Genomic DNA, 17,504 nt, shown 5'->3' with positions numbered 1-17,504 from the left:
GCCCCACATCGAAGCAGGGACGTCGACCGACGTACCTAGGTCAACTGAGATCTCCAAGCTATACGCATAGTGCCGCTACCCACCGTACGCCCCCACCACCACATTTTGTGCATCGCACGACCGACCCTGAGCAAAAAGTATCGGTTCGCAAATCCTTTTGATGTGGTGATCGCATCGCCCGCGTCACACCATTGTTCCTGCCGTCATCGGCGGCATTCGAACAAGCAGAATCAAGGAGACACGGGTGAACAAGATGCGAATCGTCGCAGCCGGCCTGCTGCTCGGCGCCTGTCTGCCGGGCGTCGCGGCCGCGCAAACCTGCAAGGTGCCGACCCTTCGGGTGCTCGCGCAGAAGAGCCTCGGCCTGTCGGTGATGGAGAAATCGCTGGCCGACTACGAGAAGAAGAGCGGCACCAAGATCGAGATCAGCTATTTCGGCGAGAACGATCGCCGCGCGAAATCGCGCCTCGACGCGTCGACCGGCGCGGGTTCCTACCAGATCTACTACGTCGACGAGGCGAACGTCGCCGAATTCGCGTCGGCCAACTGGATCGTGCCGCTCCTCAAGTACTACCCGAAGGACTACGACTACGACGACTTCCTGCCCGGCCGCCGCGCGGTCGCGAGCTACAACGGCGTCGCGTACTTCGCGCCGCTGATCGGCGGCGGCGACTTCCTGTTCTACCGCCGCGACCTGCTCGACGCCGCGCACATCCCGGTGCCGAAGACGCTCGACCAGCTCGTCGCCGCGATCAAGAAGCTGAACGCGCCGCCGAAGGTGTACGGCTGGGTCGCGCGCGGCCAGCGCGGCTCGGGAATGAACGTGTGGCGCTGGTCGCCGTTCATGCTCGGCATGGGCGGCACGTGGACCGACAAGGGCGGCCAGCCCGCGTTCGACTCGCCGGCCGCGGTGAAGGCCACGCAACTCTACAGCGACCTGTTCAAGTACGCGCCGCCCGGCTCGGCGACCTACGACTGGAGCAACGCGCTCGAAGCGTTCCGCTCCGGCAAGGTCGCGTTCATGATCGAATCGACGCCGTTCGCCGACTGGATGGAAGATGCGAGCAAGTCGAGCGTGGCCGGCAAGGTCGGCTACACGCGCCCGCCCGCGCCGCTGCCGTCGGCCGCATACGGCCACGGCTTCGCGATCTCGGCGGTCGGCGCGAAGGACGACTGCACGCGGACGGCCGCCGGCCGCTTCATCGCATGGGCCACCAGCAAGGACCAGGAACAGGCGCGGCTGCGCAACGGCGTGTTCAGCGACTACAACCGTTCGAGCACGATCGGCAGCCCGTACTTCAAGCAGCACGTCGCGCCGCAGATCCAGGCCGGACTGAACGACACGAACCCCGTCACGCAGGTGACGATCTGGCGCACGCCGCAGTGGCCGGATATCGGCGACAACCTCGGCATCGCGCTCGAACAGGTGTTCACCGGCACGCAGACGGATATCCGCGGCACGCTCGACGATGCGGACCAGTACGCGAAGGACGCGCTCGAACATGGCGCTCGCAAATGACGGCGCCGGCGGACGCGCGCTCGGCGTCCGCCCGGCCCCTTCCGCAATGTCGGCCCGGCGCGGCCGCACGCGCCGCGACCGCACGAGCCTGCCGTGGGTGTTCCTCGCGCCGACGCTCGCGCTGCTCGCGGTCCTGAGCCTCGTCCCGACGATCGCCGCGATCAACCTTGCGCTGCGCAATCGCGTGCTGCGCTACCCGGACAGCGAATACGTCGGCCTGCGCAACTTCATCCGGCTCGCGTCGGACCGGCGCTTCCTGAACGCGATCGAGGTGTCGGTGCTGTGGGAAGTCGTCACGGTCGCCGGCGCGGTGCTCGTCGGCATCGCGCTCGCGGTGTTCCTGTTCGAGCGCGTGCACGGCCGCTGGCGCCGCTTCGCGTCGCTGGTGCTGATCATGCCGGTGCTGCTGCCGCGCGTGTCGGCCGCGTTCATCTGGAAGTTCATGTACGCGCCGCTCACAGGCATCCTGAGCTGGCTGCTCGGCACGCTCGGCGTCGAGCACACCGCGTTCCTCGCCGATCCGCATCTCGCGCTGTACGCGGTCGCGCTCGTCGACGTGTGGCAATGGGGGCTGTTCTTCGCGGTCGTGATCCTGAAGCTGCTCGAGACGCTGCCGCCCGAGCCGCTCGAAGCCGCGCGGCTCGACTACGCGACGACGTGGCAGGTGCATGCGTACATCGCGCTGCCGATGCTGAAGGCGCCGCTCGTGAGCCTCGTGTTCATCAAGATGGTCGAGTCGCTGCGCTCGTTCGACCTGATCTACGTGATGACCAAGGGCGGCCCGGGCATCGCGACCGAAACGCTCGATCTCTACGCGTACCAGCAGGGCATCGGCCTCGCCGGCAAGGTGTCGTATGCGTCGGGCATGGCGGTGCTGATGATGGTCGCGACCACGCTGGTCTTCACGCTCATCTGGAAGAGGGTCAACAAATGGGACGACTGACGGCCCGCCGCGGCCCCGCCGCCACCGTGTCCACCGCCGTAATCGCCGGCGCGATCCTGCTCGTCGCCGCGTTCCCGCTATTCTGGGCCGTGCTCAATTCGCTCAAGCACCTGCTCGACATCGTCACGCCCGCGCCGCGCTTCTTCTTCACGCCGACGCTCGCGAACTACGAACAGGTGCTGTCGAGCCCCGAGGTGCTGATCGGCCTCGGCAACAGCATCGCGATCGTCGGCGCGGCCGTGCTGATCGGCGCGGTGCTCGGCGTGCCGGCCGCGTACGCGATCGCGCGCTACCCGGTGCGCGGCAAGCGCGACATCCAGTTCTTCCTGCTGTCGCTGCGCTTTTTGCCGCCCGTCGCGGTCGCGCTGCCGCTGATCGCGATCTGGGTCGATCTCGGGCTGTACGACACGAAGCTGTCGATGATCGTCACGTACCTGCTCGTCACGCTGTCGACCATCACGTGGCTGTCGATCCCCGTGTTCCGCCGGCTGCCGCGCGAGATCGAGGAGGCCGCCGCGCTCGACGGCTACGGCCCGTACGCGGTGTTCTGGCATATCGCGCTGCCGGTGTGCGCGAGCACGCTGCTCGGCGGCATCGTGTTCAGCTTCGTGCTGGTGTGGAACGAACTGATGATCGCGCTCGCGCTCACGTCGTCGCGCAGCGCGACGCTGCCGGTGGTCGCGTCCGCGTTCACGTCGCTCGGCCAGGAAGTGCCGTGGGGCGTGATCAACGCATCGACGGTGCTGCTCGCGCTGCCGCCGCTCGTCTTCGTCGGCATGCTGAGCCGGCTGCTCAATTCGATCGTCAAGGGAAAATGAGGAGAACACGTTGAAAGCACTCGTACTCGAACGCACGCGCGAACTCGCGCTGCGCGACATCGACCTGCCGCAAGCGGTCGGCCCCGGCGACGTCCGGATCAAGGTCCATACGGTCGGCGTCTGCGGCAGCGACGTGCATTACTACGTGCACGGCGGGATCGGCCCGTTTCGCGTCGACGCGCCGATGGTGCTCGGCCACGAGGCGTCCGGCACGGTCGTCGAAGTCGGCAGCGACGTCACGCACCTGCGCGTCGGCGACCGCGTGTGCATGGAGCCCGGCGTGCCTCGCCTCGATTCGCCCGCGACGCTGCGCGGGCTCTACAACCTCGATCCCGACGTGCGCTTCTGGGCGACACCGCCCATCCACGGCTGCCTGACGCCGTTCGTCGTGCATCCGGCCGCGTTCACGTACCGGCTGCCCGACAACGTGTCGTTCGCCGAAGGCGCGATCGTCGAGCCGCTGTCGATCGGCCTGCAGGCCGCGAAGAAGGCGGCGATGAAGCCGGGCGACCTCGCGGTCGTGATCGGCGCCGGCACGATCGGCGCGATGACGGCGCTCGCCGCGCTCGCCGGCGGCGCCGCGCGCGTGATCCTCGCCGACGTCGTGCCGGAGAAGCTCGCGCTGTTCGCCGCCAACCCGGCCGTCACGACCGTCGACGTGCGCACGCGGCCGCTGGCCGACGCGGTGGCCGACGCCTCCGGCGGCTGGGGCGCGGACGTCGTGTTCGAGGCGAGCGGCAGCGCGAATGCATATGCGGGCCTCGTCGACCTGATGTGCCCGGGCGGCTGCGCGGTGCTGATCGGGATGCCGGTCGCGCCGGTGCCGCTCGACGTGGTCGCGCTGCAGGCGAAGGAAGGCCGCATCGAATCGGTGTTCCGCTACGCGAACATCTTCCCGCGCGCGCTCGCGCTGATCGCGTCCGGCGCGATCGACGTGAAGCCGTTCATCTCGCGCACGTTCCCGTTCTCCGAAGGCGTGCGCGCGTTCGAGGAAGCGGCGAGCGGGCAGCCGCGCGACGTCAAGATTCAGATCGAAATGGATTGAGCCATGGCCCAGATCACCTGCAAGGCTTTGTCGAAGCACTACGACGGCGGCCCCGCCGTGCTGCATCCGCTCGACCTCGAGATCGCCGACGGCGAATTCATCGTGCTGCTCGGCCCGTCCGGCTGCGGCAAGTCCACGATGCTGCGGATGATCGCGGGCCTCGAGGCGATCACCGGCGGCGAGCTCGTGATCGGCGATGCGGTCGTCAACGATCTGCCGTCGCGCGACCGGAACGTCGCGATGGTGTTCCAGAACTACGCGCTGTACCCGCACATGACGGTGTACGACAACATCGCGTTCGGCCTGCGGCGGCTGAAGGTGCCCGCCGACGAGATCGACCGCCGCGTGCGCGACGTCGCGCGCATCCTGAGCCTCGATGCATTGCTCGAGCGCCGCCCGCATGCGATGTCGGGCGGCCAGCAGCAACGCGCGGCGATCGCGCGCGCGATGATCAAGACGCCCGCCGTGTTCCTGTTCGACGAGCCGCTGTCGAACCTCGACGCGAAGCTGCGCACGCAGTTGCGCGGCGACATCAAGCGGCTGCACCGGCAACTGAAGACGACCACGCTGTACGTCACGCACGATCAGCTCGAAGCGATGACGCTCGCCGACCGCGTCGTGCTGATGCGCGGCGGCCACATCGAGCAGATCGGCACGCCGGCCGAGCTGTACGGCCAGCCGCATACGGTATTCGCGGCGGGGTTCGTCGGCACGCCCGCGATGAACTTCGCGGACGGCACGATCGAGCGCGTCGGCGCGAACGTGCTGCTCGACTGCAACGGCGCGCGCTGGCCGCTCGCGTCTTCACGCTTCGCGCGGCTGCAGGACGGCCAGCAGGTCAAGGCGGCGATTCGCCCGAACCACCTGCGGCTCGCCGCCGAAGGCGATCCGACCCCGGGCACGCTGTCGCTCACCGGCACGGTCGAGCTCGTCGAGCTGCTCGGCGCGGAGGCGCTCGTCACGCTGGACTGGCGCGGCCAGCCGTGCGCGGCCCTCGTGCCGGCCCCGATGGCCCCGGCGCCGGGCGCCGTGGTAGCGTTTCGCTTCGACGAAGAAGCCCTGCATCTGTTCGACGCCGGCACCGAGCGCAACGTCACGCTGCCGGACGCGAACCCCATCGCGCACGCGGCGCCGCCGGCGGCCGCGACGCGCACCACGCCGCCTGCCGCGACGGGCTGGTCGATGTCCCGCCCGTAGCACGCCGGCACGCCCCGACGGAGCACACGATGAACCCGGATCTCGAGATCGTTCCCACCCACCGCGACGAATCGTTCCGCGCGTGGGTCCACGACTATCCGCATTCGGTCGCGAAGTGGCACTTCCATCCCGAGTACGAGATTCACCTGATCCAGGCGTCGCGCGGCAAGGTGTTCGTCGGCGACCACATCGGCGATTTCGGCCCCGGCAACCTGATCGTCACCGGGCCGAACCTGCCGCACAACTGGGTCAGCGAGCTCGCCGACGGCGAACGCGTGCCGTCGCGCGACGTCGTGCTGCAGTTCTCGCGCGATGCGATCGAGAAGATGGTCGACGCGTTCAGCGAGCTGCAGCCGGTGATCGACCTGATCGACGACGCGGCGCGCGGCGTGCAGTTTCCCGATCGCGTCGGCATCGAGGTCGCGCCGCTGATGCTCGAACTCGCTAACGCGCACGGCTGCCGGCGCGTCGAGATCCTGATGTCGCTGTTCGACCGGCTGTCGTCGTGCCGCGAGCGGCGCGTGCTCGCGGGCCCCGGCTACCGCAGCGACGCGCAGCACTACATGTCGTCGACCATCAACCAGGTGCTGTCGTACCTGCAGCAGAACCTGCCCGGCATGCTGCGCGAAGCCGACGTCGCCGCGTTCGCCGGCATGAGCGTGAGCACCTTCACGCGGTTTTTCCGGCGTCACACCGGCTCGTCGTTCGTGCGCTACCTGAACCGGCTGCGCATCAACGAGGCGTGCGAGCTGCTGATGTTTTCCGACCTGACGGTGACCGACATCTGCTACCGGGTTGGCTTCAACAACCTGTCGAACTTCAACCGTCAGTTTCTCGCGATGAAGCAGGTGCCGCCGTCGAAGTTCCGCGCGCTGCACCGGCTCAACGAACCGCACGGCCGCGACGACGCGCCGCCCCCGCGACGCGCGCCGCCGCGCGCCCCAGACAGGACGCTTCATACGTGACATATCTCGGCATCGATCTCGGCACGTCCGAGGTCAAGGTTCTGCTCACCGATTCCCGATCGGTCCCGCTCGCGACCGGCTCGGCCACGCTGTCGATCAGCCGTCCGCATCCGCACTGGTCCGAACAAAGCCCGCAGGCGTGGTGGCACGCGATGCTCGACGCGATCGCGTCGGTGCGGGCCGCGCACCCGGCCGGCTTCGCCGCGCTGCGCGGCATCGCGCTGTCCGGGCAAATGCACGGCGCGACGCTGATCGACCGCGCGGACCAGGTACTGCGCCCCGCGATCCTGTGGAACGACACGCGCGCCGGTACCGAATGCGTCGAGCTCGAGGCGCTGGTGCCGGAATCGCGCACGATCACCGGCAACATGGCGATGCCCGGCTTCACCGCGCCGAAGCTGCTGTGGCTCGCCAAATACGAGCCGGCCGTGTTTCGCGCGGTGCACAAGGTGCTGCTGCCGAAGGACTACCTGATTTGGCGGCTGTCCGGCGAATTCGTGTCCGACATGTCCGACGCGTCGGGCACGCTATGGCTCGACTGCGCGCGCCGCGACTGGTCCGACCGGATGCTCGCCGCGACCGAGCTGTCGCGCGCGCAGATGCCGCGCCTCGTCGAAGGCAATGCGGCCGCCGCGCAACTGCGCGACACGCTGCGGCGCGAATGGGGCATCGCCGGGCCCGTGACGATCGCCGGCGGTGCCGGCGACAATGCGGCGTCCGCGATCGGCATGGGCGTCACGGGCGCCGGCAGCGGCTTCCTGTCGCTCGGCACGTCGGGTGTGCTGTTCACCGGCAACGACCGCTTCGCGCCGAATCCGGACGCCGCCGTGCACGCGTTCTGCCACTGCGTCGAAGGGCGCTGGCACCAGATGAGCGTGATCCTGTCGGCCGCCGCGAGCCTCGACTGGCTCGCGCGCGCGCACGGCACGACGCCCGGCGTGCTCGCGGCGTGTGCCGAACGCGCCGATCCGGCCCGCGCGCCGCTGTTCCTGCCGTATCTCGGCGGCGAGCGCACGCCGCACAACGATGCGCATGCGCGTGGCGTGTTCTTCGGGCTGTCGAACGAACACGGTGCGGACGACCTCGCGTATGCGGTGATGGAAGGCGTCGCGTTCGCGATGGCCGACGGCTACGACGCGCTGCGCGCGGCCGGCACGACGCTCGACGCGGTGTCGTTCATCGGCGGCGGCTCGAAGAGCGCGTTCTGGGCGCGACTGTGCGCGAATGCGACCGGGCTCACTATGCAGCGCCACGCGGACGGCGCGGTCGGCGCGGCTCTCGGCGCCGCGCGGCTCGCGCGGCTGGCTGCGACGAACGACACCCTCGCGGAAGTCTGTGTCGCGCCGCCCGTCACGGAAGCGGTCGCGCCCGATGCCGCGTCGGTCGATCTGCTGGCGGGGCGGCTTGCACGGTATCGGCGGCTGTATCGCGCGCTGCGGGACGAGTTCGCGGCCGCCGACTGAGCGTTAGAGCGATCGCGCTTGACCCGGCCCTTGGGATCGCCTTTATGCTGACCGCAACGAATCGACAGCAAAGAGGTGACGGATGGGTTCGTCCACGCCCCGTTTGAACGCATCGGCCGCTGCCGCGCGGCTCGGCGTCTCGATCAAGGCGCTGCGGCTGTACGAGCGGCACGGCCTCGTCACGCCCGAGCGCACGCCGGCCGGATACCGCGCGTACGGCCCGGACGACCTCGCGCGCGCCGCCGACATCGCGGCGCTGCGCAAGCTCGGCCTCGGTCTCGCGCAGGTGGCGCGCGTGCTCGGCGGCGATGCGCGCAGCCTCGATGCAGCGCTCGGCGCTCACGAAGCGGCGCTCGATCGCGGAATTCAGGATCTCGTGAGCAAGCTCGACCGCGTGCGTGCGATGCGCGCCGGCCTGGCTCGGGGACGGATGCCGGCGGACGGGGAACTCACGCGGCTGCTCGACGCTGGCAGCGCCGGCGTCGCGTTCAGCCTGCCGTGGCCGTGGGGCGGCGAACGGTTCGAGTGTCGCGATATCCGGCCGTTGAACTACATCATCGGTTCGCTCGGGAGCGGCAAGACGCGGCTCGCGCTTCGGCTGGCCGACGCGCTGCCCGGCGCCGTGTTCGTCGGCCTCGATCGGCTCGACGACGATGGTGCAGCCGCATCGGATGCATTGCGTGCCGATCCGGAACTGAAGTCGCGTGTCGACCGCACGTCGGCGTTGCTCATCGGCAGAGGCGCGACGCCGTCGGCGGCGCTGACCGCACTGCTCGTCGGCCTCGAAGCAGCAAGCCCGCGCGTGCGGATCGTCGACATGATCGAACAGGGTCTCGATCGCGCCACGCAACTGGCGTTGATCGCGCATCTGCGCGAATGCGCGGCCGCCGGCATGCGGCCGCTGTTCTTGCTGACGCGCTCGTCGGCGATCCTCGATCTCGCGGCGGTCGGCCCCGACGAAACCATTCTGCTGTGCCCGGCCAATCACAGCCCGCCTGTGCGCGTGGCGCCTTACCCGGGCGCGCCGGGGTATGAAGCCGTGGCCACGTGCCTGGCGGCGCCGGAAGTTCGGGAGCGGGTCGCGCGGCGCCCGGAAGCGGCGCGCTGTCAGGCCTGATAGGGAGCTGAACAGAAGTTTTGCCGGTCCGCCTCGTCGGCGAATCTGGCAGCACGCGTCAAGCGGGTAGGCATCGACCTGGACGACAAGCGTGCCCGCAAGCCTGCGATCGTGACCGGGAAAGGTTCGGAAAAGTCCGGTGCTTGCCGGGCGCTATTGGACGGGTCAGCAAGCCGTCTTGTCCGGATGGCCAAAAACGCGCGCGGCCGGACGATCGCCCCTACGATGAAGGGCATCCGAAACCGTTCGTTCCGAGGTATCGTCCACCTCTGCCCCAGCATTCCACATGACCGCACGCAATGAAAACAGCACCGCCCCGGCCGATATCGGCCCCTTCGACGCGATGAGCCGATTCCGCATCACGTACGACGGGCCCGCGCTCGAATCGTCCGAGATGGACGTGCGCGAACTCGCGCCCGCGCTGCTCGCCTTCGGCGATTTGCTCGACGCGTCGACCCGCGCCCTGTGCGGCGATCAGGTTCGGCCGCGGGTGAACGTGCGCGGCAGCTTCAAGACCGGCAGCTTCGGCATCGACTTCACGCTCGCCACCTCGCTGCTCGGCCGCATGCGCGATCTGCTGAGCGGCAGCGAAGGCACGGCGCTCGCCAATGCGGTCACGATCCTGACCGCGCTCGGCATTGCCGCACCCAGGGCCAGAAAGGGGCTTTTCGCCGTCCTCAAATGGCTGCGCGGGCGCGAGATCACGCACGTGCGGATGAAGGACCACACCGCGGTGCTGCACGTCGATGGCGACACACTCGAGATCGACCTGCCCGTGCTCACACTGCTGCGCGACGTCCGCGTTCGCCGTGCAACCGCGCAAGTGCTTGCGCCGCTCGCGCGCGAAGGCATCGAGATTTTCGCGGCGGGCACCGATACCGAGGTGTACGAGACAGTCGCCCGCAACGAGATCGCATGGTTTCACGCGCCCGAGCCAGCCGATGCGCTGCTGCTCGACGAGCATCGCAAGATGGCGTTCTCGATCGTGTCGCTCGCGTTCAAGGACGACAACAAGTGGCGGCTGTACGACGGCACGTCGACGATTCACGCGACGATCACCGACGCCGGCTTCCTGTCGCGCGTGAACAACAGCCAGATCAGTTTCAGCAAGGGCGACGTGCTCCTGTGCAATGTCCGTATGCAGCAGTGGCAAACTTCGGACGGCGCAAAAACCGAATACGAGGTCACGGATGTCCTCGAACATCGCCCGGCGGGCCTGCAGATTCCGTTGTCGGGCCTCTGATCCACGTCGCCGCCTCGCGCCCGACGCAACTTCTCACCACTCATGAAACCGGCGATCCATCTGCGTGCCGCCTCGCGGGAAGACCTCCCCTTCCTGCTGACGCTCCGTCGACTCACGATGACCGAGCACCTGCAGCGCGTCGGCGCGCCGACCGACGACGAAGCACACGACCGACGCATCCGCGCGAACTTCGACGACGCGATGATCGTCTGCGAAGGCGCCGACGCCATCGGCCTGCTGAAGGTGACGCGCGCGGCCGGCGAATGGCACGTCCATCAGATCCAGATCCTTCCCGCGTGCCAGGGTCGTGGAATCGGCGCGGCCGTACTGAACGCATTGCTGACCGACGCGGCACGCGAGCGCGTATCCGTATCGCTGAGCGTGCTGCACGGCAACCCGGCGCGGCGGCTCTACGAACGGCTCGGCTTTCGCGTCGTATCGGAAACCGATACGAGCGCGAACATGATCCGCCGCGCGTGACACGTGTCGTTTCGACGCCGCCACATTTCTGTTACTGCGTGATCTTCGCGCCCTTCAGCAGGTTGCCGATCATCTGCGCACTCGCCTTCTCGACCGCGATCGCCTGCAACTGCTGCTGAAGCGTCGGCTTCGCGGTTTCGAAAGCCGGCACCTGCGTCGGCCGCTTCGCATCCAGCTTCACGATCGCCCGCACGCCATCGACGGGAATCGAATCCTTCGTCACCGCGCCGACGGGCAGTTTCTCGAGCGCCTGCGCGACCGGCAGCGGCAACCCGGCCGTCTTGCCCGCCGCCGCCGGCGTGTTGAAGCTCACCCACGGCAGCTCGCCGCCGGTATCGCGGCTCGGCGCGACGCTGTACTGGCGCGCGAGCCCGTCGAACGACTTGCCCGCTTTCAACTCGCTCAGCACGGTGGCCGCCGCGACCGGATCCTTGACGACGATCACGCGCGGCTTGTATTCGTTCTTGCCGAGCGCGGCGACGAGCTCGTCGTAGCGCGCCTTGACCTGCTCGTCCGTCACGGGCTCCGGCTTCACGTTGTCGCGCAGGTACAGCTGCACCTCGGCCGTCACCTTCGCCTGCTGCATCGCCGCCTTGACCTCGGGCTTGTCCGCGTAGTTGGCCTTCTCGGCCGCCTGCTGCACCAGCACGCGCGTGATCAGCTGATTCTTGATCGCCTCGCGGATCTGCGGCGAATCGGCCTGCCCGGACGCGCGCAGCAGCGTATCGACGTCGGCCTGCGTGATCGGCGTGCCGTTGACGGTCGCGACGGTCGCCGCGCCCGCCGCCGTTTCCGCGTGGACGGGGCCCGTCAGCGCGCCGGCTAGCGCAGCGATCAGCAACAGGCGGTTCGGTGTCGTTTTCATTTTCGTCATGTCGTCACTTCGGCTCAAAAATCGCGGCATCGGGCTGCCGCGCAAGTTCACCGGCGCGGCAATGTGCCGGCGCAACCGGTCGGTCGATTCGGTTCATCGTCGTGTGCACGCGCACTCCCGCCGGTGCCGCCGCTATTGTGCCCGGATCGGGCTTTCCGCGCCGTGTGGTCGGGAACAGCCGCCCGGCGGGCGGTGAGGCGCGCGTTGCGCACGCCGCTCATTACGCACGCGCGATGCGGAAATTGCGTGGAAGCACGATGGACGTCCGGCGACACGCGGTGAATTCCGTCGTTGCCGCGCGGGCACGGCCGGCGGACAGCGGCCGCGCATGCGTGATCGATGTCAGGGCGTCCACCGGTACACGGTGATGCTGTTCCCCTTCACGTTGTTCTTCATCACCACGTACTCGCCGTTCGACCGGCGATACGCACGGATGCTGTACATCGCATCGATCGCGCTGCTGGTATCGACGGTCGCGGGGCTCGTGTTGACCAGCGTCGTGTCGAGGCTTCCCGTGGTCAGGTTGAATGCGTCGACGTTCGGCCACAGCGGCCCGCTGCTGCTGAACCAGTAGCCGACGAACAGATGGTTGCCCGCCGCGTCGATCGATTTCGCGCCGCTGTGCGGCAGCGTGATCACCGGGTCGGGCTTCGTCGTGTTGCCCGCGCGCCAGCCGTGATACACCTCGATGCGCGTGCCGATCGACGTCCAGTCGTTGCTGCCGAGCGCGCCCTGCGCGAGCACCATCGTGTCGCTGTCCGCAAGATAGACGATGCGCGTGAGCGGCTGGATGCTGGCCGGAATGCGGGTCGCGACGCCGGGCCCCCACGACGGCTTGCCGTTCGCGTCGAAGCCGGTCAGCGGGTAATGCGTGATCGCGCCGGTCTTGTCGAGGCCGGCCCATACGCCGCCCTGGCTGTCGAGGCTGAAGCCGCCCGTCACGCGCTGCGTCGTGTTGAACGCAGGGCCGGGAAGCGAGCCGTCCGGAATCGCGACGTAACCGTTCGCCGCGTTGAAATGATAGAAGTAGAAGACCGGCGGGTTCTGGCCGGCCGCGACGAGAATCCGGTTCGCGCCGACCGACGTGAGCAGCCCGAAGTGTTCGTCGCGCTGCGTATCGCTCATGTTGATGCGCGGGTCCGACGGATACGTGAACGGGTCGACGGTGTTCGCGACGAACTTGCCGCCTGCGCTGCCGCTGTAGATGTGCGTGCCGCCGTAGAACAGCGCGCCGTCCGTGACCGGGTCCGGCGCGGCGATGCCTTCGAAGTTCAGCGACTGCAGTGTCCAGCGCAGGCTGCCGGTGCTGCTGTACGCGTGAATGTCGGTCGCGCCGTTGCGGCCGAGATCCCAGCTGCCGCCCCACGGATTGTTGAGCACATAGAGATTGCCGCCGGTATCCTTGCCGATCCCGACGATACGCGTGAAGCGTTGCGGGCCGACCTGCCCCTTGATGCCCGTCGCCGTGTCGAGATAGCCGCCGCGCACGCCGAACGTGCCGACGAGCGCCGGCCGGCCCGAGATCGAATAACGCTTGATGTTCTGGTCCGGGCCTTCGTCGCCCACCAGCAGTTGCCCGGCCGCCGCGTCGACATACAGCGCCGACGGCTGCGAGCCGGCCGGCATGCGGATCGTGTTCAGCAGCGCGCCGGCCGGGCTGAAGCCGACGATCGAGCCGGCACGCTTCTGCGCGACCCACACGTTGCCCGCGCCGTCCACCGCGAGCGCGCCCGGCGCCGACACGCCGATGTCGCGCTGCCACACGCCATCGGTCGTGAACACGCGCACGCGATTGCCGTAGAAATCGCTCGCATACAACAGCGAGCCGGCCGTCGCGAGCCCGGTGACGACGTCGATGCGCGGCTGGTTGGTTGCCGCGCTGATCTGGATCACGCGGTCGCGATACTTCGTCGCGCGGTTGTAGCGCCCCACCGCGCCGCTGCCGTAGGTCTTGCCGGGCTGCAGCGCGACGAACAGCGATGTCGCGTTGCCCGTGATCGCGCTGCCCTGGAATTCCGAATGCGCGCCGATCGAGCCGATGCTCTTGCCGTTCTGGTAGATCGCGACGCCGCCTTCGTCCTCGTCCCACATCGACGCCGTGTAGATCACGCCTTCAGGTGCGACCCACATCGCGCGCGCCACGTTGCCGACGTGCGCCGCGAGCGTGCCGTACGTGTTCGCGATCCAGTCGGTCGTGTTGGCTGCATGCGCGGCGGATGCACATGCGGCGATCGCCGCGGCAACAAGCGCGGCCCGGATTCGTTGTCTGGCGACCATGACGGAGGCTCTCCTGAATGAGACAAACATTCACATGAAGGATCGGCCGGCCAGATGGCTTGAAGTCCGCGAGATGTAAATTCTTCCCTGAATCATCCGGCGCAGTCGGTATGACGTACGGCATACGTTCGATAATGCGCAGGGCGAGAATAGCGTTATATAAATCGAAAAAAATTGCGAATCGCCCGCGCTTGCGGCGAGCGCGGCTTCGCGTCAGTAAATGGTCACTTACGCGCCGGATCGGAAATGGAGAAAATCAGGCATTCGCCGCCGGGAATATCGCCGGGGATTCAACGACGATAGATTGAAACGGCGAATGCCATTTCGGCAGTATCGGGTAAAATCCACTGTCCCCAAACGAAAACGCCGGCCTGAATCCGTGTCGAATCCAGGCCGGCGAATATCATTTGCTGCGGGTCAGGCAATGCAGCGTTTGCGCCACCGCATTGCCGTGCGTCAAGCCGACGTTTCCCTCACCTTCACCTCGGCGACGCGCGCGCCGTCCGGATCGTCGCCATCGCGCGGCGCGTCGAGCTGCCCTTCCCACTTCGCGACTACGGCCGCCGCGATCGAGTTGCCGACGGCGTTGGTGGCCGAGCGCCCCATGTCGAGGAACATGTCCACGCCCATGATCAGCAGCAAGCCGGCTTCGGGCAGGTTGAACTGATTGAGCGTCGCCGCGATCACGACGAGCGACGCGCGCGGCACGCCGGCCATCCCCTTCGACGTCACCATCAGCATCAGCAGCATCGTGATCTGCGTGCCGAGCGGCAGATGGATGCCGTACACCTGCGCGATGAACAGCACCGCGAACGTGCAGTACATCATCGAGCCGTCGAGGTTGAACGAATAGCCGATCGGCAGCACGAAGCTCGAGATCTTGCGGTTCACGCCGAAGCGGTCGAGCGCGTCCAGCAGCTTCGGATACGCGGCCTCGGAGCTGGCCGTCGCGAACGACAGCAGGAACGGCTCGCGGATCAGCCGGAGCAGCGTGAACGCGCGCTTGCCGAGGAACGTCACGCCGGCAAGCGTCAGCACGGCCCACAGCAGCGCGAGCGCCAGATAGAAGCTCGCCATGAACTTCGCGAACGTGAGCAGGATGCCGAGCCCTTCGGTCGTGATCGTCGACGCGAGCGCCGCGAACACCGCAACGGGCGCGAACCACATCACCGTGCCCGTCACCTTCAGCATCACCTGCGCGAGATCGTCGATCACGGCGGTCAGGCGCTTGCCCGCTTCGCCGAGCGCGGACAGCGCGGAGCCGAAGAAGATCGAGAACACGACGATCTGCAGGATTTCGTTGTTCGACATCGCCTCGGCGATCGACTTCGGCACCAGGTGCACGACGAAATCCTTCAGCGTGAACGCGCCCGTCTTCAGGTTGAGTGCCGCATCGGATGCCGGAAGCGGCAGGCTCAGGTGGCTGCCCGGTTGCAGGATCGTCGCGGTCAGCAGGCCGAGCAGCAGCGACGTGAACGACGCGATGAAGAACCAGCCGAACGCCTTGACGCCCACGCGGCCCACCGCGCTGCCGTCGCCCATCTGCGCGATGCCGACGGTCAGCGTCGCGAACACCAGCGGCGCGATGATCATCTTGATCAGGCGCAGGAACACGTCGGACAGCAACGACACGTACCCGGCGACCTCCTTCGCCATCTTCGGGTCGGGAAACGCGCTATGGCAGGCGTAACCCACGGCGATACCCAGCATCATCGCGACGACGATGTACCTGGTGATGTTGTGCTTCTTCTTCATTAGTAGTCCAAATCACAAAGCGTATGTTGCTAACGGCTGGCACAGCTTCCGCGTCCGGCTGCGAATCGAAACCCACGTCTCTCTGGGTGCGACCTCCCCGCCATCGGCGCTCGCCATGGCGGACAGGGGGGGCATTCTAACGCAAATGGCTCGCCGGCTTTCAAATCTGAAAGCAGCACGGGTTGATCCGCGTCCTGAACCCGCCGGGAAAGGGACGCCTGCCACGCCCGGCCCGCCGGAAATCGTCACGCAGGCAGCGACACGATCAAGCGATCGCGACACATTCTCACAAACCTGCGCAGACCTCGACACTACGGTACGTAAACGGTCTGTAATATTTGGAAATGATTCGCGTCGACATCGTGCATCGACGTCAACGCGCAATTCCGAGCCGGAAATGCGGCACCGCGTTCGCGCCATGGCTTCCATCAGGCCGAGTTATTCATTTCGTCAGTATTCCTTGAAATGAAGGATCGGGAAAAAGCGGCATCGTGATGAACATTCTTTACACCAACTTCCACGGCGACTATGGCGGCGGACAGGACACCTACGTCCGCGATCTCGCCGTCGCGATGAGCCGTCATCACCGCGTAACCGTCGCGTCGCCGGAAGGCAGCCGCTTGTCGCGACTGCTGAAGGGCACTCCCGACGTGGCCATCTTCGACATGGAATTCAAGCCGCGCTGGAACCGGCTGTGCCGCGAGATTCTCCGGCTGCGCCAGCGGATCGCCGCCGAACGCTTCGATGTGATCCATGTGAACGGGTCCGCCGATCACCGGCAGGTCATGCTCGCGCTGCTCGGTTGCCGGTATCGGCCCGCGGTCGTGCTGACCAAGCACAACACCTATCGCGCCGACAGCTTCGGCAACCTCCTGCGCGCCCGGCTGGCCACCGACCACACGATCGCGGTCAGCGACTACGTCGCGAGCATGCTCGCGCTGCGCTCGCCGTACGGCAACGTCACGGTGGTCAAGCACGGCGTGCGTCGGCCGGCTGCCGAACGACTGGCGGCCGACGAGATCCGCCGCCGCAAGATCGCGCTGTTCGGCGCGGCCGGCGCGGATGCGATCGTGCTGGGCAGCAGCGCCGGCACCGCGCCAGAAAAAGGCTGGATGGACCTGATCGCCGCACTCGGCCGCCTGCCCGAAACTGAACGGGAGCGGTTTCGCGTGCTGCTGGTCGGCGCGGAGCCATCCGGCGAACAGCGCGAGCAGCTCGCGCGGCACGGCATGGCGTCGCGTACCGCATTCACCGGGCGACTCGACGATGTGCGGGCGCCGTTCTCGATCATCGACGTGTCGTTCGTGCTGTCGTATCACGAGAGCCTGTCGTATGCGTGCCGCGAAGCGATGTCGCTCGGCTGCCCCGCGATCGTGACGCGTGTGGGCGGGCTGCCCGAGAACGTCGAGCCGGGCGTGGACGGCTGGGTCGTCCCGCCACGCGAGCCCGCGGCGATCGAAGCGATCCTGCGCGCGATCGCGGAGGATCCGGGCCGCGTCCGCGCGATGGGACGCAGCGCGCGGCTGAAAGGCAAGCGAGAGTTCTCGTTCGACGCGTTCGTCGACGCGACCTTGTCCGTTTATCAGCAATCGGTTCGACACAACTCCTCCCGCTGGGTGACCTCGTTGAGATCCGCGAAATGGCAATGAATATCTGGAAGAAGTACCGGGACCGGCGCCACAAGGAATCGTCGGCCTACCGGAAAGCCGAGCCGATCATCGCGAAGTGGGCCGCGCATGCCGATTTCGCCGAGATCGGCGACTTCAAGACCCTGCGGATTTTCCGCAAGGCCGCATAACCCCACTTTC

15 protein-coding genes are annotated in these 17,504 nt (G+C 67.4%); 12 read left to right on the top strand and 3 right to left on the bottom strand.

Annotated features, from left to right (window positions below; translation table 11 throughout):
• Positions 1-253 precede the first annotated feature (253 nt).
• From CFB35_RS29000 to CFB35_RS28955, 10 genes are all read left to right on the top strand, one after another.
• Positions 254-1,519 carry a sugar ABC transporter substrate-binding protein gene (locus CFB35_RS29000; RefSeq protein WP_373453024.1) on the top strand — a complete coding sequence of 422 codons (1,266 nt, stop codon included), beginning with the start codon at positions 254-256 and terminating at the stop codon, positions 1,517-1,519.
• A gap of 46 nt (positions 1,520-1,565) precedes the next feature.
• Positions 1,566-2,462: a carbohydrate ABC transporter permease gene (locus CFB35_RS28995; protein WP_059581234.1), complete on the top strand. Its 897-nt coding sequence runs from the start codon at positions 1,566-1,568 to the stop codon at positions 2,460-2,462.
• Complete coding sequence (locus CFB35_RS28990; protein WP_059581236.1) at positions 2,450-3,280, top strand: carbohydrate ABC transporter permease; 831 nt, start codon at positions 2,450-2,452, stop codon at positions 3,278-3,280. The genes CFB35_RS28995 and CFB35_RS28990 overlap by 13 nt, the downstream gene beginning before the upstream one ends.
• A 10-nt stretch (positions 3,281-3,290) precedes the next feature.
• Positions 3,291-4,325: an NAD(P)-dependent alcohol dehydrogenase gene (locus tag CFB35_RS28985; protein WP_059581239.1), complete on the top strand. Its 1,035-nt coding sequence runs from the start codon at positions 3,291-3,293 to the stop codon at positions 4,323-4,325.
• A 3-nt stretch (positions 4,326-4,328) separates the two neighbouring features.
• Complete coding sequence (locus CFB35_RS28980) at positions 4,329-5,522, top strand: ABC transporter ATP-binding protein (protein WP_059581242.1); 1,194 nt, start codon at positions 4,329-4,331, stop codon at positions 5,520-5,522.
• Between the two features lie 29 nt (positions 5,523-5,551).
• Positions 5,552-6,487, top strand: coding sequence for an AraC family transcriptional regulator (locus CFB35_RS28975; RefSeq protein WP_059581245.1), 936 nt, complete (start codon positions 5,552-5,554; stop codon positions 6,485-6,487).
• Positions 6,484-7,950: a xylulokinase gene (gene xylB, locus CFB35_RS28970; RefSeq protein ID WP_059581246.1), complete on the top strand. Its 1,467-nt coding sequence runs from the start codon at positions 6,484-6,486 to the stop codon at positions 7,948-7,950. Before CFB35_RS28975 ends, xylB begins: the two co-directional genes overlap by 4 nt.
• Before the next feature lie 82 nt (positions 7,951-8,032).
• Entirely contained in the window at positions 8,033-9,067 is a 1,035-nt protein-coding gene (locus tag CFB35_RS28965; RefSeq protein WP_059581249.1) for a MerR family transcriptional regulator, read from the top strand.
• 286 nt (positions 9,068-9,353) lie between these two features.
• Positions 9,354-10,310: a hypothetical protein gene (locus tag CFB35_RS28960; protein ID WP_059581253.1), complete on the top strand. Its 957-nt coding sequence runs from the start codon at positions 9,354-9,356 to the stop codon at positions 10,308-10,310.
• Positions 10,311-10,352: 42 nt separating this feature from the next.
• Positions 10,353-10,790, top strand: coding sequence for an N-acetyltransferase (locus CFB35_RS28955; RefSeq protein ID WP_059581256.1), 438 nt, complete (start codon positions 10,353-10,355; stop codon positions 10,788-10,790).
• 31 nt (positions 10,791-10,821) lie between these two features.
• On the opposite strand, the gene CFB35_RS28950 is transcribed toward CFB35_RS28955, so the two are convergent.
• From CFB35_RS28950 to CFB35_RS28940, 3 genes are all read right to left on the bottom strand, one after another.
• Complete coding sequence (locus CFB35_RS28950) at positions 10,822-11,664, bottom strand: peptidylprolyl isomerase (protein ID WP_081066504.1); 843 nt, start codon at positions 11,662-11,664, stop codon at positions 10,822-10,824.
• Positions 11,665-12,006: 342 nt separating this feature from the next.
• Positions 12,007-13,941, bottom strand: a complete 1,935-nt coding sequence (locus CFB35_RS28945) for an SMP-30/gluconolactonase/LRE family protein (RefSeq protein WP_059581258.1) — start codon at positions 13,939-13,941, stop codon at positions 12,007-12,009.
• 456 nt (positions 13,942-14,397) lie between these two features.
• Positions 14,398-15,696 (bottom strand): dicarboxylate/amino acid:cation symporter, encoded by a 1,299-nt coding sequence (locus CFB35_RS28940; protein WP_059581262.1) that lies wholly within the window; start codon positions 15,694-15,696, stop codon positions 14,398-14,400.
• Positions 15,697-16,190: 494 nt separating this feature from the next.
• On the opposite strand from CFB35_RS28940, the gene CFB35_RS28935 reads away from it, so the two are divergent.
• Positions 16,191-17,345 carry a glycosyltransferase gene (locus CFB35_RS28935; protein ID WP_059581264.1) on the top strand — a complete coding sequence of 385 codons (1,155 nt, stop codon included), beginning with the start codon at positions 16,191-16,193 and terminating at the stop codon, positions 17,343-17,345.
• The gene (locus CFB35_RS35145; protein WP_155634572.1) at positions 17,342-17,494 is read left to right on the top strand and encodes a hypothetical protein; all 153 of its coding nucleotides are present in this window, start codon (positions 17,342-17,344) and stop codon (positions 17,492-17,494) included. The genes CFB35_RS28935 and CFB35_RS35145 overlap by 4 nt, the downstream gene beginning before the upstream one ends.
• Positions 17,495-17,504 lie beyond the last annotated feature (10 nt).

The organism is Burkholderia sp. AU16482 (genome assembly GCF_002223285.1).
Classification (GTDB): Bacteria; Pseudomonadota; Gammaproteobacteria; order Burkholderiales; family Burkholderiaceae; genus Burkholderia; species Burkholderia semiarida.
This window is presented reverse-complemented; position numbering and strand designations above follow the sequence as displayed.